Origin of the sequence: Promicromonospora sp. Marseille-Q5078 (assembly GCF_050315395.1) — a bacterium.
Taxonomy (GTDB): Bacteria; Actinomycetota; Actinomycetes; order Actinomycetales; family Cellulomonadaceae; genus Isoptericola.
Genome location: NZ_JBNPQG010000001.1, coordinates 2,425,868 through 2,444,753, shown reverse-complemented (window position 1 = coordinate 2,444,753; position 18,886 = coordinate 2,425,868). Strand labels below are relative to the sequence as shown.

18 protein-coding genes are annotated in these 18,886 nt (G+C 75.7%); 10 read left to right on the top strand and 8 right to left on the bottom strand.

Annotated features, from left to right (window positions below; genetic code table 11):
• The first annotated feature begins 7 nt into the window (after window positions 1–7).
• Window positions 8–1,165: an ATP-dependent DNA ligase gene (locus tag ACQFYA_RS11350; protein WP_499124155.1), complete on the top strand. Its 1,158-nt coding sequence runs from the start codon at window positions 8–10 to the stop codon at window positions 1,163–1,165.
• Window positions 1,166–1,250: 85 nt separating this feature from the next.
• Complete coding sequence (locus ACQFYA_RS11345; protein ID WP_499124153.1) at window positions 1,251–1,784, top strand: dihydrofolate reductase family protein; 534 nt, start codon at window positions 1,251–1,253, stop codon at window positions 1,782–1,784.
• A 7-nt stretch (window positions 1,785–1,791) separates the two neighbouring features.
• On the opposite strand, the gene ACQFYA_RS11340 is transcribed toward ACQFYA_RS11345, so the two are convergent.
• The 4 genes from ACQFYA_RS11340 to ACQFYA_RS11325 all read right to left on the bottom strand — a co-directional run bounded on the left by ACQFYA_RS11340 (window position 1,792) and on the right by ACQFYA_RS11325 (window position 6,142).
• Window positions 1,792–2,877 carry a DNA polymerase domain-containing protein gene (locus ACQFYA_RS11340; RefSeq protein ID WP_499124151.1) on the bottom strand — a complete coding sequence of 362 codons (1,086 nt, stop codon included), beginning with the start codon at window positions 2,875–2,877 and terminating at the stop codon, window positions 1,792–1,794.
• 10 nt (window positions 2,878–2,887) lie between these two features.
• Window positions 2,888–3,583, bottom strand: a complete 696-nt coding sequence (locus tag ACQFYA_RS11335) for a hypothetical protein (protein ID WP_499124149.1) — start codon at window positions 3,581–3,583, stop codon at window positions 2,888–2,890.
• Between the two features lie 76 nt (window positions 3,584–3,659).
• Entirely contained in the window at window positions 3,660–5,351 is a 1,692-nt protein-coding gene (locus tag ACQFYA_RS11330; RefSeq protein WP_499124146.1) for a DUF349 domain-containing protein, read from the bottom strand.
• A complete protein-coding gene (locus ACQFYA_RS11325; protein WP_499124144.1) occupies window positions 5,348–6,142 on the bottom strand; it encodes a peptidylprolyl isomerase in 795 nt (264 codons plus the stop codon). Before ACQFYA_RS11325 ends, ACQFYA_RS11330 begins: the two co-directional genes overlap by 4 nt.
• Window positions 6,143–6,305: 163 nt before the next feature.
• Between ACQFYA_RS11325 and ACQFYA_RS11320 the strand changes: the two genes are divergently transcribed.
• On the top strand, window positions 6,306–7,034 hold the full coding sequence (locus ACQFYA_RS11320) for an MBL fold metallo-hydrolase (RefSeq protein WP_499124142.1): 729 nt from the start codon (window positions 6,306–6,308) through the stop codon (window positions 7,032–7,034).
• Window positions 7,035–7,117: 83 nt separating this feature from the next.
• Window positions 7,118–8,539 (top strand): histidine--tRNA ligase, encoded by a 1,422-nt coding sequence (hisS, locus tag ACQFYA_RS11315; protein ID WP_499124140.1) that lies wholly within the window; start codon window positions 7,118–7,120, stop codon window positions 8,537–8,539.
• Window positions 8,540–8,559: 20 nt separating this feature from the next.
• On the opposite strand, the gene ACQFYA_RS11310 is transcribed toward hisS, so the two are convergent.
• On the bottom strand, window positions 8,560–8,943 hold the full coding sequence (locus ACQFYA_RS11310) for a VOC family protein (RefSeq protein WP_499124138.1): 384 nt from the start codon (window positions 8,941–8,943) through the stop codon (window positions 8,560–8,562).
• A gap of 191 nt (window positions 8,944–9,134) precedes the next feature.
• Here ACQFYA_RS11310 and ACQFYA_RS11305 point away from each other — a divergent pair, with 191 nt between their 5' ends.
• The 3 genes from ACQFYA_RS11305 to ACQFYA_RS11295 all read left to right on the top strand — a co-directional run bounded on the left by ACQFYA_RS11305 (window position 9,135) and on the right by ACQFYA_RS11295 (window position 12,071).
• Complete coding sequence (locus ACQFYA_RS11305; protein ID WP_499124136.1) at window positions 9,135–9,713, top strand: hypothetical protein; 579 nt, start codon at window positions 9,135–9,137, stop codon at window positions 9,711–9,713.
• 74 nt (window positions 9,714–9,787) lie between these two features.
• Window positions 9,788–10,858: a hypothetical protein gene (locus ACQFYA_RS11300; protein WP_499124134.1), complete on the top strand. Its 1,071-nt coding sequence runs from the start codon at window positions 9,788–9,790 to the stop codon at window positions 10,856–10,858.
• A gap of 49 nt (window positions 10,859–10,907) precedes the next feature.
• Window positions 10,908–12,071 carry an Rv2578c family radical SAM protein gene (locus ACQFYA_RS11295; RefSeq protein ID WP_499124132.1) on the top strand — a complete coding sequence of 388 codons (1,164 nt, stop codon included), beginning with the start codon at window positions 10,908–10,910 and terminating at the stop codon, window positions 12,069–12,071.
• 55 nt (window positions 12,072–12,126) lie between these two features.
• On the opposite strand, the gene ACQFYA_RS11290 is transcribed toward ACQFYA_RS11295, so the two are convergent.
• Together ACQFYA_RS11290 and ACQFYA_RS11285 are read right to left on the bottom strand one after the other, a co-directional pair.
• Entirely contained in the window at window positions 12,127–13,323 is a 1,197-nt protein-coding gene (locus ACQFYA_RS11290; RefSeq protein WP_499124130.1) for an SseB family protein, read from the bottom strand.
• Between the two features lie 6 nt (window positions 13,324–13,329).
• Window positions 13,330–13,782 (bottom strand): hypothetical protein, encoded by a 453-nt coding sequence (locus ACQFYA_RS11285; RefSeq protein WP_499124128.1) that lies wholly within the window; start codon window positions 13,780–13,782, stop codon window positions 13,330–13,332.
• Between the two features lie 289 nt (window positions 13,783–14,071).
• Here ACQFYA_RS11285 and aspS point away from each other — a divergent pair, with 289 nt between their 5' ends.
• Window positions 14,072–15,844, top strand: coding sequence for an aspartate--tRNA ligase (aspS, locus tag ACQFYA_RS11280; protein ID WP_499124126.1), 1,773 nt, complete (start codon window positions 14,072–14,074; stop codon window positions 15,842–15,844).
• A complete protein-coding gene (locus ACQFYA_RS11275) occupies window positions 15,841–16,713 on the top strand; it encodes a GNAT family N-acetyltransferase (RefSeq protein WP_499124123.1) in 873 nt (290 codons plus the stop codon). The genes aspS and ACQFYA_RS11275 overlap by 4 nt, the downstream gene beginning before the upstream one ends.
• Before the next feature lie 21 nt (window positions 16,714–16,734).
• Here ACQFYA_RS11275 and ACQFYA_RS11270 read toward each other — a convergent pair whose 3' ends face one another.
• A complete protein-coding gene (locus ACQFYA_RS11270; protein WP_499124120.1) occupies window positions 16,735–18,207 on the bottom strand; it encodes an FAD-dependent monooxygenase in 1,473 nt (490 codons plus the stop codon).
• A gap of 105 nt (window positions 18,208–18,312) precedes the next feature.
• On the opposite strand from ACQFYA_RS11270, the gene ACQFYA_RS11265 reads away from it, so the two are divergent.
• Window positions 18,313–18,879, top strand: a complete 567-nt coding sequence (locus tag ACQFYA_RS11265; RefSeq protein ID WP_499124118.1) for a TetR/AcrR family transcriptional regulator — start codon at window positions 18,313–18,315, stop codon at window positions 18,877–18,879.
• Window positions 18,880–18,886: the final 7 nt, after the last annotated feature.

Here is an 18,886-nt window from a genome sequence, read left to right as displayed (position 1 = left end):
CGCCAGCATGACGCTGCCGCTCGAGCCGCCGGTGTTGCCCATGCTCGCGAAGTCGGTGCCGGACGTGCCCGACCAGCCCGAGGGCGGGGCCGCCTGGGTGTACGAGCCGAAGTGGGACGGGTTCCGGGCCCTCGTCTTCCGCGACGGCGACGACGTGCGCATCGACTCGCGCAACGCCCGCCCCATGCAGCGGTACTTCCCGGACGTCGTCGAGGCCGCGCTCGAGGCGCTGCCCGCGCGGTGCGTGGTCGACGGCGAGATCGTCGTCGCGCGGCCCGGCGACGACGGGGCGGGGACGGCCGCGCACCTCGACTTCGACGCCCTGAGCCAGCGCATCCACCCCGCCGAGTCGCGCGTGCGGCTCCTCGCCTCCGAGACCCCGGCGAGCCTCGTGGTGTTCGACGTCCTCGCTCTCGACGGGGACGACCTCAGCATGCGGCCCCTGCGCGAACGCCTCGCCGTGCTCGACGGGCTCGGCCTCGCCGGGCCGCGGGTGCACGCGACGCCCCGCACCCAGGACGCCGCCGTCGCCCGCGACTGGTTCGCGGCCTTCGAGGGCGCCGGTCTCGACGGCGTGGTCGCCAAGCGCCTCGACGACCCGTACCAGCCGAACAAGCGCGCGCTGCTGAAGATCAAGCACGCGCGCACCGCCGACGTCGTCCTCGCGGGCTACCGGCTGCACAAGACGTCGACGCCCGAGACGCCGCTCATCGGCTCGCTCCTGCTGGGCCTGTACGCGGACGGCACGGACGCCGGCAGCCTGCAGTTCGTCGGCGTCTCCGCGTCGTTCCCGGCGGCCCGCCGCGCCGCGCTGCACGCCGAGCTCGCGCCGCTCGTCGTCGAGCCCGGCAGCGACACGGCCGCCGAGCACCCGTGGGCGGACTGGCAGGATCCCGCGGTCGCCGACGGCAGCGCGGGGGAGCGGCGCCCGGGGGCGCAGTCGCGGTGGAGCGCCGGGAAGGACCTCTCGTTCACGCCGCTGCGGGTCGAGCGGGTGCTCGAGGTCGGCTACGACCACATGGAGGGATCGCGGTTCCGGCACACCGCCCAGTTCAAGCGCTGGCGGCCCGACCGCGAGCCGGCGTCGTGCACGTACTCCCAGCTGGAGGAGCCGGTCGGCTACGACCTCGCTGACCTCCTGCCCGGGGCGCCGGGCACCGCCTGATCCCGGCCGCCCCGCCGGTCGGAGACCGATGAGCCGTGGACACGAGGGAGGTCTGGGGAGCATGGGCACACTCAGGTACGGACTGATGAGCTGTTCGCTCGACGGCTACGTGGCCGACGCGTCGGGCGACTTCGACTGGGGCGCGCCGGACGACACGGTCCACGCGTTCATCAACGACCGGGTCCGGGACGTGCGGACCTTCGTCGTGGGCCGGCACATGTTCGACGCGATGCGCGTCTGGGACACGTGGGAGACCGGGCAGAGCGCCGCCACGGACGAGTTCGCGGAGATCTGGAAGGGAATCGACAAGGTCGTCTGCTCCGACAGCCTCGGCACGGTCGACGCGCCGCGCACCACGCTCGAGCCGCGGCTCACCCCCGGCCGCCTCGCCGAGATCGCGGCGGCGACCGACGGCGTCGTGGAGGTCTCCGGGCCGACGGCGGCGGCCGGCGCGCTGCGCGCCGGGGTGGTGGACGAGATGACGGTGCGCGTCGTGCCGCACGTCGCCGGCGGCGGCCTGCGCCTGCTGCCGGACGGGATGCGGGCCGACCTCACCCGCGCCGAGTGCGTGCCGCTGTCCGACGGGTCGGTGTTCCTGCGCTACACCCGCCGCTCCTAGCGGGCGGTCAACGCTTGCGGTCGGTGTCCCGGCTGGGCTGCACGCGCTTCGGCTCGCCCGGCTGCTTCGGGTACTCCGGGGGGTAGGGCAGGTCGCCCAGCCCGTGCTCCTCCTCGTCGCGGCGGGCGAGGTCGAGCGCGGCCTCGAGCGAGCAGTCGAGCGTCGGGTCGCGGTCGGCGCGCAGGGCGGCGAACAGGTCGCCGCGCTCGGCGAAGCGGGCCGGGACGGTCGTGACGTCGAAGTCGTCCGGGTGCACCTCGCCCACCTCGTCCCACTCCAGCGGCGTGGAGACGGTGGCGCGCTTGTTGGGCCGCACGGAGTAGGCGGAGGCGATGGTGCGGTCGCGCGCCATCTGGTTGTAGTCGACGAAGATCTTGACGCCCCGCTCCTCCTTCCACCACTTCGTGGTGACCTGGTCGGGGAGCCGCCGCTCCAGCTCGCGGCCGACGGCGATGGTGGCGCGCCGCGCCTGCTGGAAGGACCAGCGCGGCGCGAGCGGCACGAAGACGTGCAGACCGCGCCCGCCCGACGTCTTCGGGTAGCCCGTGAGGCCCAGCTCGGCGAGCAGGTCGCGCAGGTGCGGGGCGACGGTCGCGGCCTCGTCGAACGTCGTGCCGGGCTGCGGGTCGAGGTCGATGCGCAGCTGGTCCACGGCCTCGACGTCGGTGGCACGCACCGGCCACGGGTGGAACGTGATCGTGCCGAGGTTCGCGGCCCAGGCGACGACGGCGAGCTCGGTGGGCGCGACCTCGTCGGCCGTGCGCCCGCTCGGGAAGGCGATCGTGGCGGTCTCCACCCAGTCCGGCGCGCCCTTCGGCAGGCGCTTCTGGTAGAACGCGTCGCCGCGGCTGTCGGCGCGGGTCGCCATGACCGCGCCCTCGAAGAAGCCCTTCGGCCACCGCTCCAGCGTGGTCGGGCGGTGCAGGAGGGCGCCGAGGATGCCGTCGCCGACCGACAGGAAGTACTCGACGAGCTCGCGCTTCGTGATGCCCGGACGGCCGGGCTGCTCGGGGAAGACCACACGGTCGGGGCTGGAGACGCGGACGGCACGACCGTCGGCGTCGAGCTCGACGGCGGGTGCGGCGGTGGCCATGCGCCTCAACCTAGGGCAGCGGTGCTGCCGCCGCACGGAGGGACACCGCCGGGAGCGACCCCGCCCGGGCCAGCACCCGCCGCGCGCGCGGCCGCCCGACGGCGCGCACCCGGCGCTCCAGCAGCCGGGTGGCGTCGGCGAGGGCGACCCGGCAGTCGTCGGCCAGGAGCCGCACGAGGTCGGCGGCCGCCTCGTCGTCGGGCACGTGCAGCGCGACGTCCACGACCGTCCGCAGCGGGACGGTGACCCGCACCCGGCCGAGCTCCACGGTGTCGTCGCGCAGCAGCGGCGCCTGCCACACGAGCCCCGCGCCCCAGACCTCCGGCCGGTGCCCGCCCGCGGCATAGGTGACGTCCAGGCGACCGGCGGCGTGGTCGGCCGCGGGCCGCCCGACGTGCACCCAGGCGGCGCTGCGGCCGGCGAGGACCCCGCCGGTGGGCAGGGATCCCGCGAGCAGGGCGGCCCGCAGCGCGGGGGTGACGTCCGTCCCGGCGGGGACGGCCGCGTCCCCCCGCACCGGCTCGAGGGCGCCGTCGCGCACCAGCACGTCCCACGCGGCGCGCCCGCCCACGTCGGCGGGACGCACCAGCGGGCCGGCGGCCGCGGACGGGGCGGCGAGCAGGTCGCCGAGCCGGCCAGGTCGGGCGGCCACCGCGGGGGCGCCCGCCCGGGCGGTCGGGAGGATCGGGACGACAGAGGGGCCCACGACCGGAACGTATCCGGTCGTGGGCCCCTCCGACGGCCACCTGTGGACGAGCTCCCGGGACGGGAGCGGTCACGCGTCAGCCGCGGGTGTCCTCCGCGGCGCGCACGACCTGCTCGAGCCACGCTCGCCGTGCGGCCAGGGCGGTCTCCGCCTCCTCGATGCGCCGGGCGTCGCCGGACTCCTGCGCCTCGGTGAGGTCCCGCTCCAGCCCCTCGATGGCGGCCTCGAGCTGCGCCGCGGCGCCCTCGGCCCGGGCCCGCGTCTCGGGGTTCGTGCGGTCCCAGCGGGCCTGGTCGGCGTCTCGGACGGCCGACTCGACGGCCCGCATGCGGCCCTCGACCCGCTGCACGTCCCCGCGGGGCACCTTGCCGGCCTCCTCCCAGCGCTCCTGCAGGGAGCGCAGCGCCGCCTTCGCGGCCGCCAGGTCGGTGACCGGCAGCAGCGCCTCCGCCTCGACGAGCAGCGCCTCCTTGACCACGAGGTTCTGCCCGTACTCGGCGTCGATCGCGGCGTTCTCCGCGTCCCGGGCGCCGAAGAACGTGTCCTGCGCGGCGCGGAACCGCGCCCACAGCGCGTCGTCGTCCTTCCGGCTCGCGCGGCCGGCCGCCTTCCACTGCGTCATGAGGTCGCGGTACGCGGCGGCGGTGGCGCCCCAGTCGGTGTGGTGCTGCAGCGCCTCCGCCTCGGCGACGAGCTTCTCCTTCTCGGCCTTGGCGCTGGAGTTGCGCTGCTCGAGGTCGGCGAAGAAGTGCCGCCGCTCGCGGTCGAACGCGGTGCGCGCGTGGCTGAACCGCTTCCAGAGGGCCTCCTCCGTCGGGCGGTCGATGCGCGGGCCGGTGCGCTGGGCGTCCTTCCAGGTGTCCAGGAGGGTGCGCAGCTCCTCGCCGGCCGGCCGCCACTGCATCTTGGCGGGGTCGGTGCCGGCGATCTTCTCGGCCGCCTCGACGATCGTGGTGCGGGCCGCGACCGCCTCGGCCTTGGCCGCCGCGCGCTCCTGCTCCAGCGCCGCGCGACGCTCCGCCGCACGCGCCTTGAGCCCCTCGACGCGGGTGCGCAGGGCGTCCAGGTCGCCGACCGCGGCGGGCTCGCCGGTCTCCTCGGCGAGCTTCGTGAGGGTCTGGTCGATCTCGCGCACCGACAGGTCGGCGCTGTCGAGGCGGGTCTCGAAGAGCGCGACCTTCGCGTCGAGGTCCAGGTAGCGCCGCACGTAGAGGCTCATCGCCTCCGAGGCGTCCACGCCGGGGAACTGCCCGACCTGCCGCTCGCCGGCCGCCTCGCGCACGAACACGGTGCCGTCGTCGTCCACGCGTCCGAAGGCCTCGGCCGCGGCCGCCTGGGCGGCGTCGTGGGCCGGCGGCGCGACGGGCGCCGCGGGCGTGGCGGCCTCCGCGGGCGGGACGTCGGCCGGGGTGGGGGCCGCCGGGCGCCGCAGCGCGGACGGCTTCGGCGCGCCGGAGGGCCGCGACGGCTTCGGCACGGCCGACGGCGTGGGCGCCGCCGGCGTCGCGTCGGCCACCGGGGTGTCCTCGGCGGCGGGAGCGGGCTCCGCGGCCTCGGGTGCCGGGGTGTCCGCGGTGGGGGAGGGAGCCTGTGCTTCGGCCGCGGGGGCAGGCGTCGGCGGGGCAGCCTCGTCCGTGACCGGCGCGTCGGCGGCAGGCGTCGCCGCCGCGGCCTCGTCGGGGGTCGTCTGCGATGGAGTCTCGGCCGTCTCCTCGGTGCCGGCCGGGGTCTCCTCGGGGCCGGTCGAGCCGGGGGTGCTCTCGCTCACTGGGTCTCCACTCCTTCGATGATGACGGGGGTCTGGGGGGAGCCGTCGCCGGCCCCACCCTCGACGCCCTCGTCAGCGACTGCCTGGACGGCGTCCAGGCCGGACGTGACGGTGCCGAGCACCGTGTACCCGCCCGCGGTGTCGGACGGGATGGTCGAATCCTGGTACACGACGAAGAACTGCGAGCCCATCGACTCGCCGTCGCCGCCGCGGCGTGCCATCGCGACGGTGCCCGCGGGGTACACGTCGTCGTCCGGCGCGTTCTCGATCGGGCCGTAGGAGTAGCCGGGGTCGCCGCTCCCCGTGCCCGTGGGGTCGCCGCACTGCAGCACGTAGATGCCCGAGGTGGTCAGGCGGTGGCAGGCGGTGTCGTCGTAGTAGCCCTCGTCGGCCAGCGAGACGAAGCTCGCCACGGCCTGCGGGGCGGCGGCACCGTCGAGGTCCAGCACGACCTGCGACTCGACCCCGCCCGCGCACATGTCGAGCGTCGCGGTCCACGTGCGGTCCTGCGCGGCGGACGGGTCGGGCAGGTCGCCGCCCGACCGTGCACCGGTGGACGCGGCGGGGCAGTCCCCGGCGGCCTGGGGCGTGGGGGAGTCCGCGGAGGCCGCGGGGTCCGCGGCGTTGCCGAGGTTGGCGACGACGAGCCCGCCGCCGACCAGCGCGAGGACGGCGACGATCGCCACGATCGCGATCGTCCGCTGCCGCCGGGCACGCGCCTGCGCGCGCCGCTGGTCCCACTTCTCCTGCCGCTTGCGGGCGTACTCCCGCTCACGCTTGGTGGCCGCCACCCTGGGGGCACCTCCTCGGTCGTCCCGGTCACCGCACGGGAACTTCCGCGCGCGGGGGACAGTCTAGGCGCCGGGACGCAGGTCACACCCCAGGGGGGACGGCGCCGAGAAGACCGCCCCGAGCAACCGGATCCGGGCGGCCACGGCCGCTAGCGTGGGCGTCGTGCAGATCCTCCTCGTCGTCGCCCCCGTGTTCGCCACGAACTGCTGCGTCGTGGTGGCCGGACCGAGCGGCCGGGACGCCGACTGCGTCGTCGTCGACGCCGGTGCCGGCACCGCCCCCGAGGTCGAGGCCCTGGTGGCCGAGCGCCGTCTTACGCCCCGGGCCGTCCTCGCCACGCACGGGCACGTCGACCACACCTGGGACGCCGCCGCCCTGTGCGCGCGGTACGGCGTGCCGCTGCGCGTGCACGCCGCCGACGCCTACCGGCTCAGCGACCCGTTCGGCACGCTCGGCCTCGACGACGCCCGTCGTGGCGGTGGGGACCCGGGCGTGAGCGGCGCCCTCGCGCAGGCGCTCGCGGCCACCGGCCGCCGCCCCGAGGACTACCGCGTGCCGGACGTCGTGGAGCCGTTCGGGGCCGGCGCGGGCGCCGCGCCGGGCGACGAGGGCGACCTGGTCGCGGGAGCGGTCCGCCTGCGGGCGCTGCACGCCCCGGGGCACACGGAGGGCTCGACGCTGCTGGTGGCCGGCGACGTCGTGCTGGCGGGCGACGTGCTGTTCGCCGGCGGCGTGGGGCGCACCGACCTGCCGGGCGGCGACGCCGCGACGATGGCGCGCACGCTCCGCGACGTCGTGGGCCGCCTCGACCCGGAGCTCGGTGTCGTGCCGGGCCACGGGCCGACGACCACGGTCGGCCGCGAGCTGGCGACCAACCCGTACCTGCGCTGACGGCGGCGTCCCCCCACGCTCACCCGCCGCGGCGGGCACGGACGCGCGCACCGCACGGCGTCGTCGTCTGGGAAGATGTGCGCATGGCACGCCCCACCCCCCTCTCCGGCTTCCCCGAATGGCTCCCCGACGGTCGCGTCGTGGAGCAGCACGTCCTGGACACCCTGCGCCGCACGTTCGAGCTGCACGGGTTCGCGGGGGTCGAGACGCGGGCGGTGGAGCCCCTGGACCAGCTGCTGCGCAAGGGCGAGACCTCCAAGGAGGTCTACGTGCTGCGGCGGCTGCAGGAGGACGCCGACGGCGAGGCCGCCCCGGTCGACCGGTCCGAGAAGCAGCTCGGCCTCCACTTCGACCTCACCGTGCCGTTCGCGCGCTACGTGCTGGAGAACGCCGGCCGGCTCGCCTTCCCGTTCAAGCGCTACCAGATCCAGAAGGTGTGGCGCGGCGAGCGCCCCCAGGACGGCCGCTTCCGCGAGTTCGCGCAGGCCGACATCGACGTCGTCGGCGCGGGCGAGCTCCCGTACCACTACGAGGTCGAGCTGCCGCTGGTCATGGCGGAGGCCCTCGGCGCGCTGCGCGACGTCGGCGTCCCCGAGGTCCGCGTCCTCGTGAACAACCGCAAGGTCGCGGAGGGCTTCTACCGCGGCCTCGGCCTCGACGACGTCGAGGGCGTGCTGCGGCAGGTCGACAAGCTCGACAAGATCGGCCCCGAGGCCGTCGCGGAGCTGCTGCAGGCCGAGCAGGGCGCGACGCCCGAGCAGGCCAAGGCGTGCCTCGAGCTGGCGGCGATCTCCGGCGAGGACGTCGGGGTGGTGGACCGCGTCCGGGCGCTCGCGGCGTCGTACGGCGCCGGGACGGAGCTGCTCGAGGTCGGGCTGGGCGAGCTCGCGGCGCTGATCGAGGCGGCCGCCCGCCGGGCGCCGGGCGTCGTCGTCGCCGACCTGAAGATCGCGCGCGGCCTCGACTACTACACCGGGTCGGTCTACGAGACGGTGCTCGTGGGGCACGAGCAGCTCGGGTCCATCTGCTCGGGCGGCCGCTACGACACCCTCGCGTCCGACGGGAAGAACACGTACCCGGGCGTCGGCCTGTCGATCGGCGTCTCGCGCCTCGTCTCGCGGCTGCTGTCCGCGGGACTCGTCACGGCGACGCGCGGCGTCCCGACGGCGGTGCTGGTCGCGGTGGCCGACGAGGAGCACCGCCCGCAGTCGGACGCCGTCGCCACGGCGCTGCGCGCCCGCGGCATCCCCGCCGACGTCGCGCCCACGGCCGCCAGGTTCGGCAAGCAGATCAAGTTCGCCGACCGCCGCGGCATCCCGTTCGTGTGGTTCCCCGGCAGCCCCGAGGGCGCGGGCACCGAGGCCACGACCGACGGCTCGACCGGGGCCACGGCCGACCAGGTCAAGGACATCCGCTCCGGCGAGCAGGTCGACGCCGACGCCGCGTCGTGGGCGCCGCCCGCCGAGGACCTCCTCCCGCGCGTCGTCCCCGCCACCGCGGAGTGACCCTCCTGCCGCACTGACCCTCAGGACTCGATGAGGGCGACGACGTTGCGGGCCGAGTCGCGGAACCAGCCGATCGTCGGGCCCTGGCGCGGGTCGTCGCTGCGCACGACGCCGTCGGCGTCCTGCGCGAACCCCGGGTAGCGCACGAGGTCCACGCCCGCCGCATGCAGGTCGGCGGCGGCTGCCGCGACGTCGGGCACCACGAGGTTGAGGACGGTGTGGCTCGCCGGTTCGTGCGCCTCGCCCTTCGGGTAGACGAACACGGGTGCGCCGCCCGTGACGTCCAGCTCGAGGCCCATGGGCGTGCGACGGACGGCGACTCCCACGGTGTCGCGGTAGAAGGCCTCGGCGGTGTCCAGGTCGTCGACGGAGAAGCTGCTGAAGGCGTGCTGCACGGTGATCACGGGGGACTCCTCGGGTCGGGCGCGGCCGGTCGGCCGTCGGGTCGCAGGGTGGACCGGGTCGGCCCCGGGAACTGAGCGGGGGGCCACCCGAGGGGGATGTCCCCCGCGTAGCCTGAGGCGCCCCTGAGATTCACCCTGAACTGGTGCCTGACCTGGTCTGACGGCGCTCCCGAGGCGATACGGTGACCGCCGTGAGCATCTACGTCGTCCTGTCCCGCAGCAGCACCGTCCTGTCCCGGACGATCCGCCTCGCGACGCGGGACGAGTACACCCACGCGGCCCTGGCGCTCGACGCCGACCTCGAGCTCATGTTCAGCTTCGGCCGCCGGCGCGCGTCCAACCCGTTCGTCGGGTGCTTCAAGCGCGAGCGGCTCGACGACGACCTCTATCGCCACATGCCCGAGCTGCCCGGGATCGTGCTCGAGGTGCCGGTCACGCCGCAGCAGCGCGAGGCCGTCTGCGCCCAGGTGGCCGAGGTCCTCCTCGACAGCCACACGTACACGTACAACGCCCCAGGGCTCGTGAGCGGGCTGTTCGGCCGCGGCTCGGAGGACGACCGGCGGTTCTTCTGCTCGGAGTTCGTCTACCAGATGCTGCACGGCGCCGGGGTGTGCGACCTGGGCGTCCCGCGCTGGAAGGTGCGGCCGCAGACCCTGCTCCAGGTGCCCGGCGAGGTGGTCTTCCGCGGCGACCTCAAGCGGTTCGCGGCCCCGCGCGACCCGGCGCGCGCCGCCGCCTCCCTGGCGTTCCGGTGGCCCGTGCCCGCCTGATTCCGTTCCCGGTCGGGGATGGTCGGGCGCGGTCGTGCCAGCGGGCGCACAGCGCCGTGTGGGACCGTGGCGTCATGCCGAGACGAGTCCACCTGCACGTCGGCGCGCCCAAGTCCGGCACGACCTACCTCCAGTCCCGCCTGCACGCCAACCGCCGCGAGCTGCGCCGGCACGGCGTGCACTACCCCGCCGGCCGCCTCGGCGACTCCCGCCTGCAGTACTGGGCGGCGCTGGAGGTCACCGGGACCGACCACGGCGTCGACCCCCGCCGCGTCGACGGCGCGTGGGAGCGCCTGCTGCGCCAGGTGCGCCGGTCCGCGGGGGACGTCGTCCTCAGCCACGAGGTGCTGGCCAAGGCGACCCCCGAGCAGGCGGCGCGGGTCTGCGCGGACCTCGCCGCCACCGGCGCGGAGCTGCGGGTCGTGCTCACCTCGCGGGACCTCGCGCGAGAGCTGACCAGCGGCTGGCAGGAGACGCTCAAGTTCGGCTCCGGGCAGACGCTCCGGGCCTACCTCGACCGCGCCCGCGCCGGCCGGTCCGCGTTCATGGCGGCGTTCGACCCGGCCCGGGTGCTCACGGCCTGGGCCGACGGGCTGCCCGCCGCCCAGGTGCACGTCGTCACCGCGCCACCCGCGGGCGGCGCGGGCGACCTGCTGTGGGCCCGCTTCCTGGACGCCCTCGAGGTGGACCCGGCCTGGGCGCCGCGCGAGGCCGACCGGGCGAACACCTCGGTCGGCGTGCCGGAGGCGCAGGTGCTGCGCCGCCTGAACCGCCGCCTCGGGGAGGACGCGCGCCGCGGGGGCACGCTGTCGCCGCTCGTCGACGGGATCGTGGTCGGCGACGCCCTCGCGCCGCGGAGCTCGCCGGCGATCACCCTGGGCCCGGAGGACCACCCGTGGGTGGCCGAGCGGAGCGCGTCGTGGGTCGCGTGGCTGCGCGAGCGGGACGTCACGGTGCACGGCGACCTCGACGACCTGCGTCCCGCCGAGCCGCCGGACGACTGGACGGACCCGGACGTGCTGCTGCCCCGCCAGGTGGTCGCGGCCGCGCTGGACACCGTGGAGGTGCTCCTGTCCGAGGTGCGCGACCGGCCCGTGCCGTGGCGCGATCGCCTCCGCCGGGCGGTCGCGCGCCTGCGGGACTGATCCCACCGGAGGCTGGACAACACGCTCGAACGCGTGTTCGAATGTCTCTATGAGGTGGGAGGGCCAGGCGATCTCCGCGGACGACGGCGCGCTGCCCGGGCTCGAGCGGGCCGGGCTCGCGCGGCTCGGGCTGGTGCGCAGCGTCCGCACGCCGGAGTTCGCGGACGTGACGTTCCACGAGGTCATGTCCAAGAGCGCGCTGACCAAGGTGCCGGCCGCGTCGCGCATGCCGTTCGGGTGGACGGTCAACCCGTACCGCGGCTGCAGTCATGCGTGCCGCTACTGCTTCGCCCGCCCGACACACGAGTACCTCGACCTCGACGCGGGGCGTGACTTCGACTCCCAGGTCGTCGTGAAGATGAACGTGGACACCGTGCTGCGCACCGAGCTGGCGAGGCCGTCGTGGCGCCGCGAGCCCGTGGCCCTGGGGACCAACACGGACCCCTACCAGCGGGCGGAGGGGCGCTACCGGCTCATGCCCGGGATCATCGGGGCGCTCGCGGACTCGGGCACGCCGTTCTCGATCCTCACCAAGGGCACCCTGCTGCGTCGCGACCTGCCGCTCATCTCCGAGGCCGCGCGGCGGGTGGAGGTGGGGCTCGGCGTCTCGCTCGCGTTCGCCGACGAGGAGCTGCAGCAGTCCGTCGAGCCCGGCACCCCGACGCCGCGCGCGCGGCTCGACCTGATCCGCGCCGTCCGGGCCGCGGGCCTGCCGTGCGGCGTGATGGTGGCTCCGGTACTGCCGTGGCTCACCGACTCGCGGGACCACCTGCGCCGCCTGCTCGACGCGATCGCGGACGCCGGGGCCACCGGCGTGACCGTCGTGCCGCTGCACCTCAAGCCGGGCACGCGGGAGTGGTACCTGGAGTGGCTCGAGCGGGAGCACCCGCGCGCGGTGGCGGGGTACGGGAGGGTGTTCGCCCGCGGCACGTACGCCCTGGAGGCCTACCGGCAGTGGCTGTGGGACCGGGTGGAGCCCTTGCTCGACGAGCGCGGGTTCGGCTCCTCGGGGCACCGCGCCCGGTCGGGCGCCACCGGCCGGTTCGCCGGCGAGCTGCGACCCCACGACGAGGGCGACTACCCGGCCGGGTCGATCGTCGAGCCCGCAGACCCCGGCACCCGGGGCCGTCTCGGGGGAGCGCTCGCCGGCATGCCCGTCGACGGCGGCGGGCTCGAGGTGGCCGGCGCGGGGGTCGAACAGGTGCTCTTCTGACCCTGCGGACGGGACGGCCCCTCGACGGCCTGCGACGGCGTGCCACGCCGAGGGGTCAGGTGCGCGCCGGCTCGCCGGGGGACCCGGCCGACTCGGCCTGCTCGGCCAGGTCGCCGGGGGCGCTCATGAGCCACTCGGTGGCGAACAGGACCTTGTCGGTGAGCCCGAGGATCGCGTCGCGGATCTCGACGTGCGGCGTCGAGAAGGCGAGGCGGGCGACGGCCTGCGCCCCGGGCGCGGGGGCCCAGTAGTCGACCAGCAGCAGCGGCACGTCCTGGCCGCCGAGCTCCGCCGACCCCGGGGCGACGCGGACGTGGCGCAGGAACGGGCCGGAGAGCGTCTCGGTGGTGGTGAGCTCGTCCGCCGGGCCGAGGCGCGGGTGCAGCCGGTCGTGGATGCGCTGCAGGTGCGTGACGCTCCCCGCCTCGGGTCCGAGGTCGTGCCAGTAGAGCGTGAGGTTCAGCGCGAGCGCGGCCTCGGCCCCGGGCAGCACCAGGTAGGCCATCACCTGGCCGCCCGCCGCGGCTGCCCGGGTCGCGACCGCGGTGAGCTGGTCCCGCAGGTCGCGGCGCAACGCGGCGCCCCGGTCACCGAGCGCAGCCCCCTGCTGCTTGACGATCGCGCGGATCTGCTGGTCGCGCTGGGTCTCGTCCTCGAGGTCGATCATCGCCCAGTGGTCCGGCAGGTGGAGCTCGATGCCGATGCCGCGGGACCCGCCGGGCTCGTCCACGCTCGCCATGGCGTGCAGGCCCTCGATGCTGATGCCGGCGCCTGTGTCGTCGGCCAGGCCCGTCGGGTCCGCGTCGGGCCCGGGGCCGAGCGCCGCCACCACCTCGTCGACGCCCAGCGTCATCGGGTGCGGGCCGGCCGGGTCGACGACGACCCGGTCGAGCACGGCACCGTGGCGGTGCAGGAACGGCAGCAGCGAGTCGCGCCGGCGGAGGCTGAAGGCGCGCAGCGGGTCGTCCGCGAGGTGCTGCTGCAGCGTGCGGGCCGACGAGAACAGGCACAGGGCGTAGGGGCGCGCGGCGTCGTCGGGGGCGGGGAAGACCCGCACCTGGGGGGTGCCGTCGTCGCGTTCGAGGATCGGGACGACGACGGCGTCGTCACGCAGGGCACGCCCGACGGCGTCGCGGTCCGTCGCGGCGAGCGCGACCGCGAGAGCCGCCGAGCCGGTGCCGAAGGGCGTGGTCGCGCGCCCGGCCGTGGTCGGGTCCAGCGACGTCGGCGGGTCGTGGGGGGCGTCGGTCATGGTGGGTCAGCTCTCCTCGGGGCGCGCAGAGGAGACGAGGATCCACGTCTCGTCCTCCTCGGACGTGACCGCGACCGACACGTCCCGGCCCAGGTTCGTGGCCACGAAGTCTGGTTCGCCGTCGGAGGGCCCGAGCTCGAGAACCCGAGCGTCCGCGCCCGCCTTCACGCGAAGCCAGGGCAGGGCGTGAGTCCCTGTGGCGCTGATGCTGAGGAGAAACTCGCCCGACGGCGCAACCAGACCGTTCGAGCCGGCGACCCGGGACCATGCAGTCTCGACCGCCAGCGGATCGGGGTCCTCGTCGTCGATGCGGACGGTCGGGACCGCGGAGGTGGACGAGAACGCCCGCCAGGCGTCGCGCACCTCCTCGACGGTGCCTTCCTGCCCGAGCACCTCGAATCCGGCACGTCGCGCGATCTCGAAGGGATCAGTCACAGATCCAGCCTTCCGGGTAGTCATCGTGGTGCTTCCGCCGATCTGCTGGTCACGCTCAGGGTCATCGCAGCCCGGTCCGTTCGCAGGTCAGCCCCCGTTCCTCATCCCCCTCTGCCCGGTGAGAGAGTAGCGAGGGTCGTCGTTTGTGACCACGGCAACTGTCCGAGTCGGGCGGTGCGGGAAATCTGCGGACGACCGACCGGGCACAGCGACTAAACTCGCCACGTCGTGCCCGCGGGCACGACCGTCTCCCCGGCAGGGCACCGGGCCGACGGCACGACGCGCCCACCCACCGTCACGAAAGGAACCCTCCGTGCTCCGCACCCACACGGCCGGCTCACTACGGGCCGAGCACATCGGCCAGACCGTCACCCTCACCGGGTGGGTCGATCGCCGTCGGGATCACGGGGGAGTGGCCTTCATCGACCTGCGCGACGCCTCGGGCATCGCCCAGGTCGTCATCCGCGACGAGGCCGTGGCGCACCCGCTGCGCGCCGAGTTCGTGCTGCAGGTCACGGGCGAGGTCGGCCGGCGGCCGGAGGGCAACGCGAACCTGAACCTCGCCACGGGCGAGATCGAGGTCCTGGCCAAGGACGTCGTCGTGCTCAACGAGTCGGCGCCGCTGCCGTTCCAGGTGTCCACGGCCCTCGCGGACACCGAGACGATCGGCGAGGAGGCGCGCCTGAAGCACCGCTACCTCGACATCCGGCGCCCGAGCCAGGCGCACGCCCTGCGTCTGCGCGGCAAGGCGAACCAGGCGGCCCGCCGGGTGCTCGACGAGCACGACTTCGTCGAGGTCGAGACGCCCACGCTCACGCGCTCGACGCCGGAGGGCGCCCGCGACTTCCTGGTCCCCGCGCGCCTGGCGCCCGGCTCCTGGTACGCGCTGCCGCAGAGCCCGCAGCTGTTCAAGCAGCTCCTCATGGTCGGCGGCCTGGAGCGTTACTACCAGATCGCGCGCTGCTACCGCGACGAGGACTTCCGCGCCGACCGCCAGCCCGAGTTCACGCAGCTGGACGTGGAGCTGAGCTTCGTCGACCAGGACGACGTGATCGCGCTGGCCGAGCAGATCCTGGCCGCGCTGTGGAAGCTGATCGACGTCGAGATCCCCACGCCGATCGCGCGCATGACCTACGCCGAGGCGATGCGCCTGTACGGCACGGACAAGCCCGACCTGCGCTTCGGCAACCCGCTGGTCGAGCTGACGGAGTACTTCTCCGAGACGCCGTTCCGCGTCTTCCAGGCCGAGTACGTGGGCGCCGTCGTCATGGCCGGGGGCGCGTCGCAGCCGCGCCGCCAGTTCGACGCGTGGCAGGAGTGGGCCAAGCAGCGCGGCGCCAAGGGCCTCGCCTACGTGACCTACGGCGAGGACGGGACGCTCGGCGGCCCGGTCGCCAAGAACCTGTCCGACGCCGAGCGCGAGGGCCTCGCCGCCGCCACCGGCGCGCAGCCGGGCGACGCCGTCTTCTTCGCGGCGGGCCGGACCTCCGAGGCGCGTGCGCTGCTCGGCGCGGCCCGCCTGGAGATCGCGCACCGCACGGGTCAGATCGACGAGGACGCCTGGGCGTTCGTGTGGGTCGTGGACGCGCCGCTGTTCAAGCCCACGGGCGAGGACGACGACGTCGACCTGGGGCACTCCGCCTGGACGGCCGTGCACCACGCGTTCACGTCGCCCAAGCCGGAGTGGCTGGACACCTTCGAGTCCGACCCCGGCAACGCGCTGGCCTACGCGTACGACATCGTGTGCAACGGCAACGAGATCGGCGGCGGCTCGATCCGTATCCACCGCCGCGACGTGCAGGAGCGTGTCTTCGACGTCATGGGGATCGGCTCCGCGGAGGCGCAGGAGAAGTTCGGCTTCCTCCTCGACGCGTTCAAGTTCGGCGCCCCGCCGCACGGCGGCATCGCGTTCGGCTGGGACCGCATCGTCGCGCTGCTGACGAAGTCCGCGTCGATCCGCGACGTCATCGCGTTCCCGAAGTCGGGCGGCGGCTACGACCCGCTGACCGACGCGCCGGCGCCGATCACGCCGGAGCAGCGCAAGGAGGCCGGGGTGGACGCCGCACCCCAGGCCGCGCAGGAGTGACGCTCGACCTCGACGGTCGCGCGCAGCCGCTCGCCCCGGTCACCGAGGTGGCCGGGGCGAGCGTGCCCGACCGGTGGGCGCACCACCCCGTGGTCGTCGCCGAGAACGCCCACGGCGGGTGGGACGCCAGCCACGCCTGGTACGACGACGACGCCTTCCTGGTGCGCCTGCGCTGGCGCGAGCGCATCGACGGCGGCCGTCCGCTCGCGGTCGACCACGCCCCGTCGGGCGTGAGCGTGCTGGCCGTGGGGAACGCCGAGGGTGCGGCGCGGCTGGTGCTGGCCGCCGAGGCGGAGCTGCGGCGCGCCGGCGGCGGCCTGGGGCCCGTGGTGCGGGCGTCGATGCCGCGAGGCACGTTCGCCGCGCTGTCCGGCTCCACGCCGCCCGCCGGCCTCGTCGTCCCCGCCCCGTTGGACCGCCCGCCGTTCGACGCCTGGGACTGGTTCTGCACCACGACCTCGCCCGCCCCGCAGCCGGGCGAGGACCGGGTCGTCGAGCTGACCGGCCCCGACGGCCGGGCCGGGGCGGCCGCCTGCCTGGCGGTGGCCAACCCGCAGGGCGAGCTCCCCGTCGACGAGCACCGCTCCCGCTGGTGGGGCTGGCGCGACGCCGACGGCGTGGTGCGCGGCGTGGCGGGCGCGTCGCGCCGCGTCCCGGGGCGCCCGTGGGCCCTCGGGTCGATCGGCACCGACCCCGCGTGGCGCGGGCAGCGGATCGCCGCCGCGGTGACGGCGGCCGCCACCCGGGCGGGCCTCGCCGAGGCGTCGATGGTCACCCTGGGCGCGTACGCCCTCAACGAGCCCGCGCACCGCGTGTACCGGCGGCTCGGCTACGACCTCGTCCAGGAGTTCGAGAGCTCGCGACCCTGACCCGCGGGTCGTCCGGTGCCGTCAGGGGCCGCTCGACGGGGCCCCGGGAGACCGGGCGTCGGCGAGGTAGCCGTCGGGCCGCACCAGCAGCGTCGAGGCGCGCCCGTCGCCGCGGCGGACGACCACCCGCTCGCCGGGGTCGATCTCACCGGGCGTCGCCGGCAGGTCCGCGGGCGGGCCGGCGGCCGGGCCGACGAGCACGAACCGGCCCCCGCGCAGCGCCTCCGCGAGCCTCCCGCCGGCGGCACCCGGCTCCGCCCCCGGCACGAGGGGGAGGTCGGGCACGCGCGTGCCCGCCCACGGGTGCGCCCCGCGCGGTGCCGGGTAGCGGACGCCCAGCGCGGAGATCGTGGCCGCCGCGCGTCGCCGGGCGGGCGGCAGGTGCGACAGGGCCTCGGTCAGGAGGCTGCGCCCGACGGCGGCCACCGGCCCGGGGCGCGTCGCGAGCCGCAGGATGGTGCCGCTCGCGCGCAGCACGAGAGCGCCGACCGGGTGCCGCTCGGCCTCGTACCCGTCGAGGACGTCCGGGGCGGCGCCGCGGACCGCCGCCGTGAGCCGCCACGACAGGCCGGCCGCGTCCTGCATGCCGGTGTTCATGCCGAGCCCGCCCGCCGGGCTGTGCGCGTGGGCGGCGTCGCCGGCGAGCAGCACGCGGCCCGATCGGTAACGCGGCGCCTGGCGCTCGTCGGCGGCGAACCGGTCCGCGTACCGCAGGTCGTGCATGCCGAGGTCGTCCCCGAGGGTGGCGCGCGCCACCGCGCGCACCTCCGGGAGGGTGACCGGCGCGTCGACGTCCCGGTCGCCGTCCCATCCGATGAACCGGTACCAGCCGTCGCCGAAGGGGACGAGGAACCCCAGGGCGCCGTCGCGCGACGCCACCGTGAGGACGTCCGGCGGCGGGGTGGTGAGGCGGACGTCGGCGAGGATCATCGCCCGGATCACGGTCTCCCCGGGGAAGGGGATGCCGACGGCGTCGCGCACCGTCGAGCGGACGCCGTCGGCCCCCACGACCCAGGACGCGCGGAGCGTGCCGCGGCCGCCGGGCGCGGACCCCTCGGCGACCGCGACGGTGACGCCCGCGGCGTCCTGCGTCAGCCCGGTCACGAGGGCGTCGTGCCGGAACGTGACGCCCGCGGACCCCGCACGCCGCAGGAGCAGCCGCTCCACCTCGTACTGCGGGGTCGACAGGACGTACGGGAACCGGCTCGCCAGGCCGTCCAGGCGCACGGAGAGCCGGTCGAACAGCCGTACCTCGGTGACCTGGCGGCCCGTGGCGACCAGCTCGTCGGCGAGACCGCGGGCGTCGAGCGCCTCGAGGCTGCGGGCGTGCACCGCGAACGCGCGGGTGAGGTTGCTCAGGCCGGGCGGCCGCTTGTCGAGCACGGTGACGCGGACCCCGGCCGTCGCCAGGTCGCCGGCGAGCAGGAGGCCGGTCGGGCCAGCGCCGACCACGATCACGTCGGCGTCCGCGCGAGCGGCGGTCCGTGCGTCCATGGAGTCCTCCCGGTGGGCGACGATCGTGCCAACGCTTGTTGACATCTCCGACGGTAGGCCGGGGACGCGAGCTGGTCAACAGCTGTTGGCATACACTCGGTCGCCATGAGCGAGATCCGGCCCCGGCGCTCCGACGCCACCCGCGCCGCCATCCTCGACGCCGCCCGGGCGCGGTTCGCCGCCGACGGCTACGAGCGCGCCACGGTGCGGGCGATCGCCGGGCAGGCGGGCATCGACCCGTCGATGGTGATCCGCTACTTCGGCTCCAAGGAGGAGCTCTTCGCCCGCGTCGTCGACGTCGCGCTCGACCTCCCCGACCCCGCGGCGATCGCCCCCGACGACCTCGGGAGGACGCTCGTGGCGCACTTCCTGGACCTCTGGGAGCGGGACGCGGTCCTGGTCACGCTGCTGCGGGTCGGTGTGACGAGCCCCGCCGGCGCGGACCGGCTGCGAGGCGTCTTCCGGGACCAGCTCGTGCCCGCGGCCGAGCGCTTCGGCCACGACCCCGCCGACGCCCCCCGCCGCGCGACCCTCGTCGCCTCGCAGATCCTCGGGATGGCCCTGGTGCGGTACGTCCTGCGGTTCGGCCCGGCCGCCGAGATGTCGCGCGCGGACGTCGTCGCCTGGCTCGCCCCGACGGTCGAGCGGTACGTCACAGCACGGGAGCCCTGACCCCGGC

What these genes read in the sequence shown, in the direction of transcription:
- ACQFYA_RS11340 (WP_499124151.1), bottom strand. Translation starts at nt 2,877, where the DNA reads ATGGCCACCGCCGCACCCGCCGTCGAGCTCGACGCCGACGGTCGTGCC.
- ACQFYA_RS11300 (WP_499124134.1), top strand. Translation starts at nt 9,788, where the DNA reads ATGCCGAGACGAGTCCACCTGCACGTCGGCGCGCCCAAGTCCGGCACG.
- ACQFYA_RS11290 (WP_499124130.1), bottom strand. Translation starts at nt 13,323, where the DNA reads ATGACCGACGCCCCCCACGACCCGCCGACGTCGCTGGACCCGACCACG.
- ACQFYA_RS11295 (WP_499124132.1), top strand. Translation starts at nt 10,908, where the DNA reads ATGAGGTGGGAGGGCCAGGCGATCTCCGCGGACGACGGCGCGCTGCCC.
- hisS (WP_499124140.1), top strand. Translation starts at nt 7,118, where the DNA reads ATGGCACGCCCCACCCCCCTCTCCGGCTTCCCCGAATGGCTCCCCGAC.
- ACQFYA_RS11350 (WP_499124155.1), top strand. Translation starts at nt 8, where the DNA reads ATGACGCTGCCGCTCGAGCCGCCGGTGTTGCCCATGCTCGCGAAGTCG.
- ACQFYA_RS11265 (WP_499124118.1), top strand. Translation starts at nt 18,313, where the DNA reads ATGAGCGAGATCCGGCCCCGGCGCTCCGACGCCACCCGCGCCGCCATC.
- ACQFYA_RS11270 (WP_499124120.1), bottom strand. Translation starts at nt 18,207, where the DNA reads ATGGACGCACGGACCGCCGCTCGCGCGGACGCCGACGTGATCGTGGTC.
- ACQFYA_RS11345 (WP_499124153.1), top strand. Translation starts at nt 1,251, where the DNA reads ATGAGCTGTTCGCTCGACGGCTACGTGGCCGACGCGTCGGGCGACTTC.
- ACQFYA_RS11285 (WP_499124128.1), bottom strand. Translation starts at nt 13,782, where the DNA reads ATGACTACCCGGAAGGCTGGATCTGTGACTGATCCCTTCGAGATCGCG.